General features: G+C 37.5%; 12 protein-coding genes and 1 pseudogene. 7 read left to right on the forward strand and 6 right to left on the reverse strand.

Annotated features, from left to right (window positions below):
* Positions 1–114: 114 nt before the first annotated feature.
* From ABXH34_RS06725 to ABXH34_RS06735, 3 genes are all read right to left on the reverse strand, one after another.
* Positions 115–276 carry a hypothetical protein gene (locus tag ABXH34_RS06725; RefSeq protein ID WP_353571100.1) on the reverse strand — a complete coding sequence of 54 codons (162 nt, stop codon included), beginning with the start codon at positions 274–276 and terminating at the stop codon, positions 115–117.
* 447 nt (positions 277–723) lie between these two features.
* Positions 724–2,217 (reverse strand): hypothetical protein, encoded by a 1,494-nt coding sequence (locus ABXH34_RS06730; RefSeq protein ID WP_353571101.1) that lies wholly within the window; start codon positions 2,215–2,217, stop codon positions 724–726.
* 879 nt (positions 2,218–3,096) lie between these two features.
* On the reverse strand, positions 3,097–5,208 hold the full coding sequence (locus tag ABXH34_RS06735; RefSeq protein ID WP_353571102.1) for a di-heme-cytochrome C peroxidase: 2,112 nt from the start codon (positions 5,206–5,208) through the stop codon (positions 3,097–3,099).
* A 333-nt stretch (positions 5,209–5,541) separates the two neighbouring features.
* Between ABXH34_RS06735 and ABXH34_RS06740 the strand changes: the two genes are divergently transcribed.
* From ABXH34_RS06740 to ABXH34_RS06750, 3 genes and pseudogenes are all read left to right on the forward strand, one after another.
* A complete protein-coding gene (locus ABXH34_RS06740; RefSeq protein WP_353571116.1) occupies positions 5,542–5,889 on the forward strand; it encodes a transposase in 348 nt (115 codons plus the stop codon).
* Positions 5,890–6,053: 164 nt separating this feature from the next.
* The gene (locus ABXH34_RS06745; RefSeq protein ID WP_353571103.1) at positions 6,054–6,287 is read left to right on the forward strand and encodes a DUF8778 family protein; all 234 of its coding nucleotides are present in this window, start codon (positions 6,054–6,056) and stop codon (positions 6,285–6,287) included.
* Positions 6,274–6,597 (forward strand): annotated as a pseudogene (locus ABXH34_RS06750) (type II toxin-antitoxin system PemK/MazF family toxin). Before ABXH34_RS06745 ends, ABXH34_RS06750 begins: the two are co-directional and overlap by 14 nt.
* Before the next feature lie 253 nt (positions 6,598–6,850).
* On the opposite strand, the gene ABXH34_RS06755 reads toward ABXH34_RS06750, so the two are convergent.
* A complete protein-coding gene (locus ABXH34_RS06755) occupies positions 6,851–7,252 on the reverse strand; it encodes a hydrogenase expression/formation C-terminal domain-containing protein (RefSeq protein WP_353571117.1) in 402 nt (133 codons plus the stop codon).
* A gap of 367 nt (positions 7,253–7,619) precedes the next feature.
* On the opposite strand from ABXH34_RS06755, the gene ABXH34_RS06760 reads away from it, so the two are divergent.
* From ABXH34_RS06760 to ABXH34_RS06775, 4 genes are all read left to right on the forward strand, one after another.
* Entirely contained in the window at positions 7,620–8,903 is a 1,284-nt protein-coding gene (locus tag ABXH34_RS06760) for an NAD(P)H-binding protein (RefSeq protein ID WP_353571104.1), read from the forward strand.
* Positions 8,904–8,905: 2 nt separating this feature from the next.
* Positions 8,906–9,379 carry a DUF2269 family protein gene (locus tag ABXH34_RS06765; protein ID WP_353571105.1) on the forward strand — a complete coding sequence of 158 codons (474 nt, stop codon included), beginning with the start codon at positions 8,906–8,908 and terminating at the stop codon, positions 9,377–9,379.
* Positions 9,380–9,617: 238 nt separating this feature from the next.
* Positions 9,618–10,412: a DUF456 domain-containing protein gene (locus ABXH34_RS06770; protein ID WP_353571106.1), complete on the forward strand. Its 795-nt coding sequence runs from the start codon at positions 9,618–9,620 to the stop codon at positions 10,410–10,412.
* 53 nt (positions 10,413–10,465) lie between these two features.
* Entirely contained in the window at positions 10,466–11,392 is a 927-nt protein-coding gene (locus ABXH34_RS06775; RefSeq protein WP_353571107.1) for a TIGR04222 domain-containing membrane protein, read from the forward strand.
* 224 nt (positions 11,393–11,616) lie between these two features.
* On the opposite strand, the gene ABXH34_RS06780 is transcribed toward ABXH34_RS06775, so the two are convergent.
* Together ABXH34_RS06780 and ABXH34_RS06785 are read right to left on the reverse strand one after the other, a co-directional pair.
* Entirely contained in the window at positions 11,617–13,269 is a 1,653-nt protein-coding gene (locus ABXH34_RS06780) for a lipoxygenase family protein (RefSeq protein WP_353571108.1), read from the reverse strand.
* Positions 13,269–15,851: a di-heme-cytochrome C peroxidase gene (locus ABXH34_RS06785; RefSeq protein WP_353571109.1), complete on the reverse strand. Its 2,583-nt coding sequence runs from the start codon at positions 15,849–15,851 to the stop codon at positions 13,269–13,271. Before ABXH34_RS06785 ends, ABXH34_RS06780 begins: the two co-directional genes overlap by 1 nt.
* Positions 15,852–16,203 lie beyond the last annotated feature (352 nt).

Here is a 16,203-nt window from a genome sequence, read left to right on the forward strand (position 1 = left end):
CTCCAGCAAAGCGATACGTTCTGCCGTATTTGAGTTGCCTTTCTTGTCTAAAACCTCCACAACAGCGGAATTGCGATCCCTTTATACCCCACGGCTAACACTAATATATTTACATTACTTATACATACCTTTCTGCCAATGGGTTCTATCTAAATAATACCCATCCCCCTGTCCCCCTGCTGGCAACCAACTTCCTATTAACTCAGCTATTCCATCCATATCTAAGCCATAGTTTCTGAAAAATCGTTGTAATTTGAATTGACTTGCGCCTCTCATTCAAACTGATTCGCGATATTGCTTAAGTTCACGCTGTTTAACCTAACCATTCCCATTATCAGATTTGATAATAAGACAGACCTTGCAGATGACCGCTTTAAACTGCATAAATCTTCATGGAGCAATTCTAATAGATTCATGAGGCGCATATTTTGTTGAGGAGCTTCATATGTTACTCACTTATCTTTGCTCAACTCTTGCTTTTCTTATACCTCTATTGACTTACTTTATGTCCTGTTCTGAGCCTAAACTGTTTAATTCGGCTTTGATTTCTCCTTGCCCTAATCGCTGGTGTAAAGCATGTTCATCATCAGTCAAAAGTAGCAAATTGTTTAAATCAATGCAAATTGGCTCGTTTTGGTCTTAGAAAGGTGGGTTTGTGACTTAAACAACGACTTGATAGAACTGACAATGATAGTCACTATAACTGCCAGCCCTAAAAATTATTTAGTTCTTATTCAGTTTATCAGTCAATACCGCAAACTCTTGTTTCATCTGTAAGTTTTCAAAAATCAACAAATCAGGTGTTTGCATATTTTGCAAAATCTCAAATGCTTTTTGGCTAGTACGTAATAAACCCACCAACTCACTGCTTACTGTCACAGTAGCATAAGTGTTTTCAGCTATTTGCAAGTCACCAAAGGTTTTTTCGCGGGCTGTAACCATCTTTTCTCGTTGATTACTTAAATGCTCCTTATACAAATCAGCCGTTTTCAAGGTTAATTTTTGTGCCTCTAAATTTGCTGTTAAATGCTTACGGCGGTTTGAATCATGCTCGCGACGCAATAAACTTTGTGTTGAGGCCTTGATCGTTTGTACCTCGTTTTCAATTTCAGCAATTTTAGGTATATATTTGTTATCAACATCCTGAATAAAGCTATCTTGCATATGGTATAAAATCTTGACCAGCACAACATACATGCCGTAATAGCGTTTACTAATGGTGAAATCTTCTTCACTGCTAATCGTCAACTTCATCAATTGTTCATTCACTAACTTGACGTTTTCATATACCAAACTGGCTTGCATAATATCGTCACCAACAACACTGGAAAACAATACATCGAGTTGTTCTTCAGAAAGGCGAATGCCTATTTTCTCCAAACTTCTACCAAATTCAACTTGCGATTTAGTAATTTGTTGTTCTTTATACGCAATTTGTTCCTTTGCACTTTTAATTTTTCGATCATACCCTTCAACCGTTGTCTTCCAAGTTGAATCAAGTGGCGCACCGACTTTAGCTTGACGATAATCTGCAATATTAGACTTCAGCGTTTCAATATCTTGCTCTAAACTACGGATTTTTTCTCTAATTTGGTTACTCTCTGATAAAGAAAGAATTTCAACCGCTTCGTCTAGTAACTTATCAAGATCACTCTTGGTACTTTTCTTTGACTCTCCAATCCAACTTGTATCAGGTAAGGTTTTGCGCTTTTCTTCAAGGGCTAATACTTTGTTCAGACGTGGCGTAAGACCTTGCCAAATTTGTCCAAAATAAGGGTTACGGCCTGCTTGTTGTGTTGCCTCTTTATCAGGTTCAGCAGGGCCTGTTTCCAAGCCAACATATCCACCGACAGAATCTTTAGTTTTATTCCATAAATCAGCTGTTGAGCCTTTGGTTTTATCCCACCACGAATTATCATCAGGATTACGATCAGTTCCTGCTTCTTCATTCACTACAGCAACTTCAGGTATTTTTGGTTTAGTCGGCTGTGTTTCAATAACAGATTCTGCAACGGATTCTGCTGTTGGTGGTCTACCCCATAATGAGCCAGCTGAGTCTTTTTTAGCCTCTTTAACCTCATTGACTTCAATTACTTTCTCTTCAACTATATCAGGCTGAGTTATTTTAGGCTTAGAAGTATCACCAGATGGAATAACGGGCTTTGTTTGACAAGCAGCCATCAAAAAAATCATGCAAAATATGAGATACCATTTCATTATTAAATCCCTTGTGTTTTTCCCAAAAATGATAAATTAACTACTAGGCTGGGTTATTTCACCAACGTAATAGACGTGACAGCCTGAATTCATATATCACATTGTTCTTGCAAAGATTTAACAAAAAAATATTGTTATATTTGAAATTCAGCAGACTGTAACGTTGCTTCTAATTCTGCTAGTCTTTTAAGGGATTGTAAAGCTTTATGTCTAAGTGCTAATCCTAAATACATTGAGCGTTTATTTTGTCTTCGAGACTGAGTGCTATTTTACGATTTCTAGTTAGGAATTTATATATTTCTATTCGGGGTGCGTAAGGTGGGCTGCTTAAGCAACTGTTATAGTCAATTCCATAACCAGTTATAATTAATGATAAAGGAATAAAAGCAGATGAGTATAGGATATAGTGAAGGCTTAAGAGAGCGGGTAATAGAGTTTATATGAACAGGTGGCAAAGTAAAAGATGCGATACAAATATTTAAAGTAAGTGCGATGAGTATAAGCCGCTGGAGAAGAAAGAAAACGCAGTATGGTCATGTGAAGAATAAAAAATAGACAGTGTGGTTTAGAAAGGTCAATCGAGAACAATTGCGGTCAGAGATAGGAGAATATTTTGGCGTATCGGCAAGCACTATCCACAGGAATTTAACAGCGTTAAACATCGTGTATAACCCCCCCCTTTGACTATAACCCTATTAAACATTGTTGGACTGCTCTTAAACGTAATACTAGAAATATTCGACATAGCGTTAATGATATCTCTAAAGCCATTTCTATGACCTTAAAATAATACCATACCATGAGGGTTCTACTATATACAACAAGACGTTGGCACATTGCGAGGGACGCACCCACACAATGCACTCAATGACTATTACATTACAAAGTTTTCAAATACTCTATTAATGCTCGTCGCTCTTCAACTTCTAAGAAACGCCCAATAATGCCTTTCCCTTTGCCATGACTAAACTCATGTCCAATATTTAAGCTACCGGATTGTGAAGTATCAACTTTAGAAAAATAATTATTTCTGTACGAGATATAACCCACGTTAAGCGGGTCAAATTCTAAATAACCGAGGTAAAACGCTACCGTTCGCTCTGCTGCTGGCGACAACAAGTCGTACAGATTAGGCACAGAGCCGTTATGTAGGAAAGGTGCGGTTGCCCAAATGCCATTGAGCGGACGAACACGGTAACCTTCAAAAGCACGCAAGCAGTTAATGGTATAGCCATTCATTTTGGCTTGTTCTGCTGGTGGAATCTTTTCTTCCTTATACTTGGCATCCGCAACTTCTTGCACAACTGCGCCTAGTGCGGCAGCATAAGAAACTTCTTGTTTTTTGCCCGTATTTTCGGATTTGACTAGAACTTCTTCACATTCTCCTCCCTTGAAAGGTATATTAGGATTAGCAGGTTTTTCAGCAATTTTTTGTATATAAACTTTCGTATCAATACCCAGTCCATCAATATCAACTTTGCGCGTTGCTAAAATTTTCGATTGCGCTGGGTCAGTACCAACATCATAGACTTTCAGGTTTAATAAATGTAAATCGGTTTCAACCGTCGTTGGCGCTTTATCCCAATATTGTGCATCCCAAATTTCTTCTGAATCCAATGGCGGTAAGTGACAGCTTTGGCACAGTTCTTTGTACAATGTTTCACCCTTTTTCGCCTGTTTTCCATCAATTTTACCTAAAATGTCTTCTGGCCATTTCGGTGCCTGTAAACCACCAAAGTGTTTCTTGTCAAATGGACGCTCTTTACCAGCTAATAACTGCTCCATATCATAAAGATTACGAACACGAACAGTGGATTCAAAGTCTTTAGTAAAGTCAAGATGAGCGACAGTCCCTAGTGCTTCACCCGCGTTGCGCACCATTGGTTGCATGATAGAACCATCATATTGTACCCAATTGAACCATGAAGTAGTCCAAATAAAGGGGTAATTAACAGGGGCATCAGTGGGTTTATTATTGTCGACTTTTTTAGCATCTGAAGCGAATACAGTGTTACCAATGCGGTTAAGTGCATCCAGTCTGGCATAGCCCTCTTGAAGAGAATTCAAGAAATTAGGATTATTAAATACGTAAAGTCTGAATGCCTGATAAATTTTTCTACCTAAATTAGCAAGCCCTTTTAAGTCCTTGTCTATTGTTAAATCGAAAATGTTCAGCTTCCAGTCAGCTTTTTTAAAATCTTTTTCAAACTTTTTAAATTCCTTTTCTGCCTGTTTTAGCAATTTGACCAATTCATCTGAACCTGGACCTTGTTTTATTTCTTCCACTACGACCTGAATAGCTTCGTCAACTAATTGACCAATATAGCGTGTAAGTGCTACATGCAGCATTTTACGCGTCTTATTGTTGTACTTTTCTTTTAAAACGACTTTAGCAAAGCGCTCAAAACGCTCTTCAGCTAGCCAGGTTTCGACCACTGCAAGCAATAACACAGTATTGAAAGAAATCAAGTTAATCGTTGCAGGTCCACCATCGTAGAGAATATGGGTATTTTTATAAGTCATCTGCCCAGTATGACAAGCCGCACATGTTAAACCTAAAGCACTGTAAGGACCTGGATAACCTGCTTGTTTCCAAGCTTCAGCATCTTCTGCAAAACCAACAGGTAAGCCGTGTGGGTTGTTCTCTTCAGATTTTTTGCTGGGGATAAATCCAAAATTAGCTAAGTAATTCGCATTAGAAAAAGGAGCGGATTCATTTTTAATATCTTCATAAATACTATTAAATTTTTTGGGAGTAATTTCTCCTTTTAAAGAAACAAGAACAGGCTGCTCTAATGCCACAAACCATTCAAGGGGTGTAGGCACAGTCAGGTTCCCTTGTGAAGTGTGGTGATACCAATGCTGCTCTTTGTCAGTCCAGTTTTGTTCTAACCAAACGGTTTTTTTGTCTGGCACTGGTTCGGACAGTGCTGGCTGGGCTGTAAACAAAGCCATCAGCAGGGTGATGAGAATAAACACGTTGCTCTTCATGATAATTCCATATGTTGGTGAGAAGTTAAACGCTATGTGCAAAATTTAATTATTAACATTTTACGTTTGACACTTATAAACTGACGCTCACTACAAAATTATTGCAGTCGCCAGCACCACTATTGTAAGAAGCAAAATTATCATTGTAAATACAACTAAAGTCGTATTGCTATTAGCTGACTTTTATGCTTGCAGTGGAATTAACAAAGCCAAAGTAATGCAAAAAGTACAACAAGCCTTTATTAACGCAAAACAAAATACTTTGCAGATTACTACGCCCACCCGTTTCATTTAGTTGGGTAGAAAAAGGACAACAATTAGCTTTAGTTATCTCTGGTAAACGTAAACGCCAAATCAGGGTTGTTGAATGGAGAGATTATCGAACCTATTACCTTTGAAGGTAGTTGTAACAAGCATGTCATAGAAGCTTACTTTAAAGATGCCTTACTTCCCTCTCTTGGGCGGGGCTTCACTATAGTCCTTGATAATGCCTCTTTTCACAAATCCAAAACTTTAGCTCAAATTGTTGAACAACATGGATGCCGATTACTATTTTTACCACCCTATTCTCCTGACTATAACTCTATTGAACATTGTTGGGCTGCTCTTAAACGTAATACTAGAAATATTCGACGTAGCGTTAATGATATCTCTAAAGCCATTTCTATGACCTTAAAATAATACCACACCATGAGGATTTGACTATAAAATAGGATTGAAAGATGGCCAAGATAAAAAATCCTGTCTATCCAGTCATCTATATAATCTTGTTCTAAAACCAAGCCAAGTCATGGGATAATAATAAAGAGCTATAATTAGATTGAATAAATAATGGAGTATGAAAGATGCAACAAATATCCATATCATTGCCTGATGAACTCATGGCAAAAATGAAAATGCTAATACCTCAACAGCAATATAATCATATAGTTGTTCAGCTATTAGAAAAAGAGTTACAAATGCGAGAAACGACGTTATATCAAGCTGCCTGCGAAGCTGAAGCTGACGAAATGCTTAATCAAGAAATGTCAGACTGGAATGTGGCAATAAACGACGGTATTGAACATGAAGCGTGGTGATATTTACTGGGTTAATTTAGAACCAACACAAGGCTCTGAAATTCGAAAAAAACGCCCCTGCGTAGTTGTTGGTGCAACACCCATTAATTGAGCCAGATGCACTATAATTGTCGTGCCACTATCAACAGCCGCAAAATCTCATCCACCAATTACAATCCCAGTAAACTGCTTAGGTAAACAAGCTGTTGCGGTTTGTGACCAAATTAGAGCAGTAGATAAAACCAGATTATTGAAACAAGAAGGCTGTTTATCTCAACTAGACCTTAACTCACTTAATGATGCTCTCAAGCAAGTATTATCACTTAGCTAAAACCAAATTCAAACAAGCCCAAGACTGATAATAATGTTGTGTGGGAAAATGAGAATGTGTTTTGAACAGAATCTAACGGATTGAAAGATAGTCAAGATAAAAAATCCTGTCTATCCAATCACCCGTTTAATCTTGTTCTAAAACCAATTTCACTGAAGAACTGCTTAACTCATGTTACGCAAAAAAATTCGCGCTCACGAACAATTAATAATTTACAAAACCATTTATATAACGTAACTCATTGATTTATTTTCTACAAAATATTATCTGCATAAGGTAAGTTATTTATAAGTTGTTCTAAACTTGCTTTTACATCGTCAACTTGTGATTTTAAAATATCGGGAATCCAGGTAATTTCTAGATATTGATTGGTTTTCTGATTTTCTGCGTTGAAATGTTCAATCCACCATACGCCACTGACATGTGTTTCCCAAATCTGACTTATGCCTAAACTATTTAATTCAGCACGCACTTCACCTTTGCCCAATCGTTGTTGCAACAAGTGTTCATCATCAGGCGAAAATGGCAAACTGTTTAAATCAATACACGTTGGTTCATTTTGATCTAATAATTTTTGCAAAGCGTGCTGTATCTCATTTAATAGCGGAGACACATTGCCTGTGGTATTTTCTGGATGTATAGGAATCGTTGTCATTGTCAATTTAAAACCTGCTGAGATATTGATATGATTCTAGGCTAATCACCTAAAGTTTGGAATAATAAAAACAGGCTTTATTTTTAATACTGAGCGACGAGCAGGTTTTTTATCGTGATATAGTCGTTTTATTCTAGGACTGGTAGTCCTTGGTTTTAAAAGTAATTGATATTTAAAGTTTTATAGGACTGCCAGTCCTAATACCCAAAACGAAATTGACTATATTCTCCAATCGTAATCTATTCGTTTTTTCTAAGTCATTTTGTGTAGAGATTAGGGCACGCTCAAATTCCTGAAGAACCCAATAAATCAGCTTGTTTTCGCTTACAATAAAAGGCTTACAGGTCTTATCACAGTGGAGTAAAAAATGAATATCTTGCTCACAGGTGGAAATGGGTTTATTGGACAACAGCTATTACTTAAACTATGCGAGGCGGGACATCAAGTACATTGCTGTGTTCGGCAATTGCCTCATCTTCCTTTAGAAAATGTGATTTATATTAAAAATGACTTTATCCAGAGCACGCAACGACAAGACTGGCTGCCGTATTTAGATAATATTGATGTTGTGATTAATACGGTTGGGATTATTCAAGAAAAAGGCAAAATCAGTTTTGAAGCGATACATCACCTTGCACCTAAAGCGTTATTTGAGGCTTGTGTGCAAACAAAAGTCCAGCATGTGATTCAAATCTCTGCATTAGGCGCGGATGAAAAAGCCACAACCCCTTTCCATCTTAGCAAAAAAGCCGCTGATGATTTTCTGAGTTTTCAAGATATTGATTGGACTATTATTTATCCTTCAGTTGTCTATGGTAAAGGTGGAAAAAGTTTTGCCTTATTTAAAGCATGGGCGAATTTGCCTTATATACCTGTCATCGCGCAAGGCTCGCAAATGATACAGCCTATTTATATTGATGATCTGACCCAAGCGATTGTTAATTTAATTCAATCACCGCCTACAACGCCATTACGTTTAGCCGCTGTTGGCTCTGAAGCGGTTACGATGAAAGCATTCCTCTCTGTTATTCGACAATGGCTGACAGGCAAAACCACAATGCCTTGCTTATCTATTCCACAATTTGTGATGCAAAAAGTCTTTAAATTAGGTGATATGCTCGCTCATCCTTTAGTTAATTCAAATAATTTCAGCATGTTACAACGTGGTAACACCGCAACGGTAGACGATTTTATTAAACATACGCATATCCGTCCGCGCTCCATTCAAACCGCATTGGCAGAAATTCCCGTAGATCAGGCAGATCAATGGCAAGCAGGCTTATATTTTTTATCTCCATTATTACGCCTCAGTATTGCATTTTTGTGGATAATGACGGGCTTAGTCTCGGCTTTTATTTTCCCAATAACAGACAGCTATGCGTTACTGGCACGAATAGGCATCAGTGGTTTGATTGCGCCGATTGCATTATTTGGCGCAGCCGCGATGGATTTTGTTTTGGGGATACTGACTTTGATAGGCTACCAGTTAAAATGGGTCGGTATTGTACAATTGCTGGTGATGTTGGCTTATACAGTTTTAATCAGTCTATATTTGCCCGAATTTTGGTGGCATCCTTACGGGGCATTGACTAAAAATATCCCTTTGGCCGCAGCTATTATAACGATGATCGTATTGGATAATAGGACATAACTATGGAATATCTATGGCTTAAACTGATTCATATTGCCAGCGCATTTCTGCTGATTGGTACTGGGTTTGGTAGTGCGTTTTATAAGTTTTTTACGGATAGAACCAAGTCCGTACCTGCTATTGTAGTGGTTAACCGATATGTGGTGTTGGCTGATTGGATGTTTACCACGCCAACGATTATTATTCAATTGGTTACAGGAATTTGGTTAGCTTCTATCCTACATATCCCAATGACAACAGGTTGGTTTGTATGGGTATTAGGCTTGTATTTATTGATGGGAGCTTGTTGGATACCCGTGGTGTTTTTACAAATCAAAATGCAACACATGGCAGAAGCAGCACACTTGAATGGTGACACCGAATTACCTGCAACTTATTATCGTTTAGCTCTTATTTGGACAATATTAGGGATTCCCGCATTTATTGCCGCAATCATGATTATTTGGCTGATGGTATTCAGAGCATGGTTAATGTAATCTATTTGAGAACAAAGATTTAATAAGTCAAAGGACTAAAAATCCTTATGTAAAATCTCTTATTTTATCGGATTTGGCATTAACTCATTATTTGCACAATATTTTGAGAAACAAGATTGATATAGTCGTTTTACTTTAAAGTGATACAGGACTGGCAGTCCTGAGTTTTAAAAGTAATTGATATTTAAAGTTTTATAGGACTGCCAGTCCTAACACTCAAAACGAAATTAACTATACTATGAATTCAACACAATCCCCTGATTTTTTACAACTATATAGATTGCTCGCAGATAATGTGATTTGGCAACGCCAATTTTATCGAGGTTTGAGCGATATTGAAGACGATGCAATTACCCAATTACGGAGTGAATTCATTGTATTGCAAACAACGATTGATGAATATTTGAATGATGATAAATGGATGAGCAAGCCTGATGCGATTGTCACGGCATTGCAAGCTGAAATTAATCGTATTATTAATAATTTAATCCAACAAATGAGCGAACAAACCACACAATTGATTGGCGAAATTGAGCAATCCACTGAGTTGACGTTACATGTAAAAACGGTGAATGAGTTAACTTGGGAGCAAAATCGGATTGAATGGCAAAAAATTCATGTGAGTAATGTACAAAAACTGGATAGTTCATGGCGTATTGCCAGAGAAACAGTCTATAACGCGACCACGGGTTCAATGGCAGGTACATTAATTGGTGGGGTAATTGGGACTGTATTTGTCGGTATGGGTGCTGTTCCGGGAGCTATTTTAGGCGCACAACTTGGTAGTTTGTTTGGTGCATCATCAGGAGCTTACGCAGCAGTTTCCAATGTTAAACAACAACGAACTGAGTTAATCAAACAGGCATTGAGCAAGAAAGTTTATCAATTTATCAATCTTAATGAGAGACAATGCATCAATAATATTCGTAATATGGTGAAGCAATTACGTCAAAACTTAGATGCGGAATTAACCCAGAAAATTGAGCAACAAAAAGCGTCATTTGAGCAATCTTGCTCCCCATTGCCGTCTTAAGTAAGATGATTAATTGAAATAAGCAGACTTAATTAGCTATTGAGGAGAATACTTTGGATTTTTTTATTAGCATCCCAGGGTCACTGTTTCTGGTTTTGTTCCCTCTTTTTAGTTTTGTTATTATTGCAATTGCTTATTGGATGCAGCATTTTGATAATACAGGACAATATCATACACCGTCTGCATTTAGTTTGTCTGTTATGGAAACGGCTGCTTTACATGATGAGCACAGAGGGATTATTCACACCGCATTATTCAAATTATGGCAAGAAGATGCTATTTCAATTAAAGGAAAAGCAAAAAATGCTCGTGTACTTAGTAATAAGCATTGTAAAGATAATATTTCTTTAAACGATGATATAGAAAAAGTGCTGTATAGCTATATTTCTAATCAGTCTGATTTATCCGTTAGAGTAAAGAAATTTTTTCTCACACGTTCTCCTTTCTATACTCAATTAAACATCGCTTTAGATGCCATTTACAGTAAATTAGAAAAGCGACATTTAAGATGCAATGATGAAACCTTGCTAAAACGTAAGTTGATTAAATTCCTTGTCCCTTTGATTATTTTCACGGTTGGCAGCTTAAAGTTAGGCTTTGGGTTATGGTATGGGCATCCTGTATTAATTTTAATTCTGTTGTTGATAATCATACCGCCTGTTGCATGGTTTATCTTGCCCAATGTTGATCGACAAACCGTATTAGGGCGACGTTATCTTGCACAGTGTCGAAGCAAGTTTGATCAATCTAGTTTACTCAGAAATGAGAACGATGGTTTGTATCGAGTCGCTGTATTTGGGGTTTCTGGGATAGAAAGTTGGGTTGTGTTTGAATCATACAATAATGCGTTTGCTGCTCCTTATAATAAAAGCTGGTTTCACTCTGGAAATGGTGGGTGTGGTGGTGGAATAAGTGGATGTGGTGGCGGGTCAGGTGAATGTGGGGGAGGAGGAGGTTGTGGCGGATGTGGTGGAGCGTAAAAAGATAAATTGATGAATTTTTTAAACACTCATAACTTTAGCTTGGGTATATCAAATATTTACCTACTTCGAATCCCCCATACTCTTCATCCAACTTCTTAATCTATTGAATTTTTGCTGATTATCACATAAAAATTACATCAGCAGCAAAGCTTTGGAGTCCAGAATTAAAAAGGAGTAAAGAGGGCAACAAGTACAAATTATCACCCTCAATTGTATAAAGGCTATACCATCACTGAACTAGGTATATGTTTCGGATTGAGATAAATATAAGGATAAGCACGGCTGATGTCAGATAAATCCAATTGGGCAGATAGTGCTTCTAATTCATCTTGATAGGCTTTAACCAATGGTTTGGCTCTATCATCAATTCGCTTATATTCACCCAAATGCCCCAATCTAAAATCAGTCAGATAAAAGATGAATGCCTGCATTAAAGATGGCTGTCGCAACGGTAAAATATTCAGCAAATCTCGTTCACTGTACTCAATGTCAACTTTTGTTGGCGGTGGTGCATACGCTGCAAATGGCATCGCAGGGGTAAAACCTGAGAATTGGTATTGAGGATAGTGAATTGAAGAATGGTGCGCTGTAGTGATAAAAATAATCTGTCCAACTGCTTGTGCTAACTGTTCCACAGTTTCAAATTGACTAGGGAAACCTTTAATACGCATACCATTGTCAGAAGCCATTACTCGTGCCCAATTTTGGATTTCATTGTCACCTGCCAACAGTTTTTCATCTGAATAGTATAAGTTCAAATAATCCAATACAAACTTTTGCGTCATATCCCAAATCTGTTTGCCTTCTTCAGCATAAGGATAAAACAAATCTTTAGAATCAACACCACGTTTTTCAATGTCTTTAGGCAGCGCATGTTCAGCAAAATCATAGCTTGTAAATGCCTCAGACATCAAACTAATCATAGAGTCGTAATTACCAGCCAATTGTGCCCCAAAATCACCAGCAACACCTTTGGCATTTTTCAAAAATAAATGATGTGCATTGACACTTAAAGTATATTCTAAATGTGGTTTTAACAAGAGAAAGACAGGGTGATCTTTGTATAATTCGCGGTGGGCTGCAATCACAAAAGATTCGACTAAATAGTGAATCCGTGTTGCATGCGTCACAAATTCTTGGTAATTCACATCAGCAATTTGGGCGAATAATTTAGCCGCTGACCATGCCTCATCTAATGGCGTAAATACAGGATTATCACAACCCATTTGCTGATTGAGCTGAATCCCAATCGGTCTTAATGTGCCATCAGCTAAGCAGTACAATAAAACAATTGGCGCAGTGACATATTGTTTGCGCCCTTTATACTCACCGGGCTGCTCAACTAAACCTTGCAACATCACGTAATCCACAAAATATAAACGCTGGTGCTTCATGGCTTCATCAAATGACGCGTCTTTCACGATCTCAGCAAATTCATGTTTGATTGTACTGATGTCAAAACTCTTTGGAATTGGATTTGAATCAGTGACACGTTGCAATAGAACGTGATTAATACCTATTGCACGTTGTAAACCAAAGTATTCATCACTAAGAAAGTTGTCTAAAAAACGAGTATCAGGGAAAGTATTACGCCCAAAAAACAAATAATCATTAAAGCTGTCAATCGAACAACCAAACCAATACTTAAGTTGTGTACTAAGAATGCTGGGCAAACGTGGAATTAAACGCCCTAGATTTTTTATTGAAGCAAACCGATAACGGCAATCTACTTTCTCTGCATCAGGTAATTTAATCACCGTAGCAAAAGTGCTGTTGTAGCTGTAATGATACGCATACAGTTTACGCATTTTATCTAAATAAGTACGGCGTTTATTGGCATCGTCATGTTGAGGTAAATTAGCTGAAACCGACATTATTGTGTTCCCTCTTCTGATGATTGCTCAACTGTGTTTTGCTTAACAGGCTGTGGTATGACCGTAGTCGATTCTAATTTGGTGACCGTACCTTGTACTTCCTCTTGTGATGCTTGCTCAGTCATGTTTTGTCCAGTAGGTACTGAGAAAGGAGAAAGTTCTGTTTGTTTATTTGTATCTGTTGTTTTCTCTTGCACTTTTTCAGCCGTTTTTGGAGAAGGCAATAGTGAGTTAACAGCTTGTTTAGCAATTTCTGCCGCGTCTTTTGCAAGTTCAGCTTCCCTCTCAGTAGAGGCTAATACGGTTGCACTCTGCCCCTTCATTTTTTTAGCCGTTGCAACCGCTTTGCTTGCTGCTTTTGCCGCGTATTCTGCTTCTTTCGCCAATTGTTCAACTTCTTTAATCGTATTAGCATCAATAGGTTTGCTTCCCGTTTTTAATGCTAATATTGCTATTGCCTTAGCTTTAGCAGCGGCCTTAACCGCCATTTTAGCTTCTGCGGCGGCGATTGATTCAGGTTTGCTTGCAGGTGGTGGAAAGTCTTCAAAACACAGTAAATCCACTTCATTCAATTGCGGTTTATAAGCAAGTGGGCATAGTTTGTTTTGTTGTTTAGGGTCATTCAAGTCACGAGAGTTTAAGGTTTTCAAATACTCAATAATTGACCAACGTTCATGCTCTTGTAGCTCAGCACCTAATACACCTGCATAAGGGTATTTCAAATGACCTTTTTCATCTCGTGGCCATAATGCTTCTTCTTCAGCCGTAATGGCACGGAATTCATGTCCCGTATTATGATTACCTGTTTTGCTGGTATCCAATTCAAAGCCATTCCAAACAGGAGCAGTTTTGTAACCTACATATTTAGGATCGAATTCGCGTGTACCCACATAGAATTTTTTATCACGCTCTGCTACAGGGGATAATAATTGATATAAGTTGGGTACTGAACCGTTATGTAAGAAAGGAGGCGTTGCCCAGACACCATCTAAAGGGCGGGCTTTATAACATAATGGAGCACGTACTAAATTTTTGCGTTTACCGTTATATTCATCGCGTTGCTCTTCAGATAATTTTAATTCGTCATATTTAAGATTAACTGCTTGTTCAACTGTAAATGGTAAGCCGTCTTCACCTTTAATAATACCCAAGCCTAATTGCTTGGTTTCAATAAACCGCTCTGCCCAGTCAGTAACAACCTGTGAATCTGTACCAATTAAGTCGACGTTAACCATAGGTACTTTAAGAAAACGTAAGTTCCAGTCATTAGGTTCAGTCCAGTATTGAGATTCGCATATTTTATCTGAATCAACGGGTGGTAAATGACAACGTACACAGTTTTTATTGTATAAAACTTCACCTTTGTCTACTTTGTCTTTATCTATTGCACCAAAATGTTTTTCTGGCCATTTAGGCGCACGCAAGCCTTCAAATGGTCTATCACCACCAATCAACTGTTCAAAATGGTATAAGTTTTCAACATCAACTGAAGATTGGAATAAAGTTTGGGTTGGGTCTGTTAAATTGATTGAAGCAAATACACCCAAAGCTTCTCCGGCATTACGGGTCATAGGTTGTTTTACAGAACCATTGTACTGTACCCAATCAAACCAAGAAATGCCCCATAAATAAGGAAACGTAACAGGTGCATTTACCTTACGGTAGTTACCATCATACAATTCCAAACCAAATACAAAATTTGCAATACGATTTAACGCGTCTAAGCGACCAAAGCCTTCTTCTACAGCAGGTGGATATTTTTTATCAAGCTTAACTTGCTCAAGCACAAAAGATAGTTGTTTATTAAGTTTTTCTCTTAATTCCTTCTTATGTTCTGTATTGTAATTTGCCCCTAATACTTTTTTAGCAAAACGGTCGAAACGGAATGGATCACACAGATATAAAGGTTCACAAGCTGTCATCATCATAGCCATACCTAGTGCATTCTGGAATTTTGGAAAGTTTGCCATGCTTTGACCACCTTCAATCCGAATCCCAACATTTTTATAATTTAACTGCCCTGTATGACAAGCTGCACAAGTTAAACCCACCACCGTCATTTTTTCTTGGCTTAACGGGTCAACATAATTTTGATCCACGGCAAAACCAACTGGCAACCCTTCTTTATTAGCAAACTGCCAATCTTTATTTTTATAGTGTGGTGCTGATGTATTGGTAACATCCTGTTTTTTAAGCATCTGAGAAGACCAAGTGGTTTCGTCATCAATATAATTAAAAGCGGAACTTTTGGGTAATTGCTCAACGTTGACATTATCATCAAACAAAAAGCCAAACCCGCCTAGGAATTCTTTTTCATTAAAGGGGGGGGCGGGATAACCAAATGTCGGTACAGGCTGCTCTAAAGCTAAAAACCAATCATATTCCATTGGAAACATAGAGCCCTGTGTTGAGTGATAAAACCATTGAATATCGTCACTAGACCAACCTTGGTCATAAAACATGACCTGATCTACAGATTCATAAGGTGGGACAGCCAATATTTTTTTATATATATAAAGTGCACCAATAACAATTGCAGTTATCAGTAAAAACAGGAAAAATCGCCGACAGGTTAAACGCATTGAAAATCCCCCATAAAAATTGGCATTAAATTGGAATGAATTTTTGTCATTTGGCTTTAGTAAGCTAAACACACTATAACATGGTTGGATATAGGGTTAAATAGAAGGGTTTTTATTTTGTTTAATTATTGTATGATAATGAAAATTATAGTGATATTTTTACAATTTTTATTTATTTGCTTTCTAAATACTCAGCCATCAGATAAATACCAAACTATTTGTGCTAAAAACTTAGAATATCCGTTAAGATGGAAAATTAGACCAATCATCTAAAAAAAGAAAATTTATTACCCATAATTATTAAGAAAACACTGAAATAAATATGTCTAGTATATTTTTTCCAGAAAAACAT

It is taken from the genome of Candidatus Albibeggiatoa sp. nov. BB20 (genome assembly GCA_016744725.1).
Classification (GTDB): Bacteria; Pseudomonadota; Gammaproteobacteria; order Beggiatoales; family Beggiatoaceae; genus Albibeggiatoa.

What these genes read in the sequence shown, in the direction of transcription:
- ABXH34_RS06725 (WP_353571100.1), bottom strand. Translation starts at nt 276, where the DNA reads ATGAGAGGCGCAAGTCAATTCAAATTACAACGATTTTTCAGAAACTAT.
- ABXH34_RS06730 (WP_353571101.1), bottom strand. Translation starts at nt 2,217, where the DNA reads ATGAAATGGTATCTCATATTTTGCATGATTTTTTTGATGGCTGCTTGT.
- ABXH34_RS06785 (WP_353571109.1), bottom strand. Translation starts at nt 15,851, where the DNA reads ATGCGTTTAACCTGTCGGCGATTTTTCCTGTTTTTACTGATAACTGCA.
- ABXH34_RS06770 (WP_353571106.1), top strand. Translation starts at nt 9,618, where the DNA reads ATGAATTCAACACAATCCCCTGATTTTTTACAACTATATAGATTGCTC.
- ABXH34_RS06760 (WP_353571104.1), top strand. Translation starts at nt 7,620, where the DNA reads ATGAATATCTTGCTCACAGGTGGAAATGGGTTTATTGGACAACAGCTA.
- ABXH34_RS06755 (WP_353571117.1), bottom strand. Translation starts at nt 7,252, where the DNA reads ATGACAACGATTCCTATACATCCAGAAAATACCACAGGCAATGTGTCT.
- ABXH34_RS06735 (WP_353571102.1), bottom strand. Translation starts at nt 5,208, where the DNA reads ATGAAGAGCAACGTGTTTATTCTCATCACCCTGCTGATGGCTTTGTTT.
- ABXH34_RS06765 (WP_353571105.1), top strand. Translation starts at nt 8,906, where the DNA reads ATGGAATATCTATGGCTTAAACTGATTCATATTGCCAGCGCATTTCTG.
- ABXH34_RS06745 (WP_353571103.1), top strand. Translation starts at nt 6,054, where the DNA reads ATGCAACAAATATCCATATCATTGCCTGATGAACTCATGGCAAAAATG.
- ABXH34_RS06780 (WP_353571108.1), bottom strand. Translation starts at nt 13,269, where the DNA reads ATGTCGGTTTCAGCTAATTTACCTCAACATGACGATGCCAATAAACGC.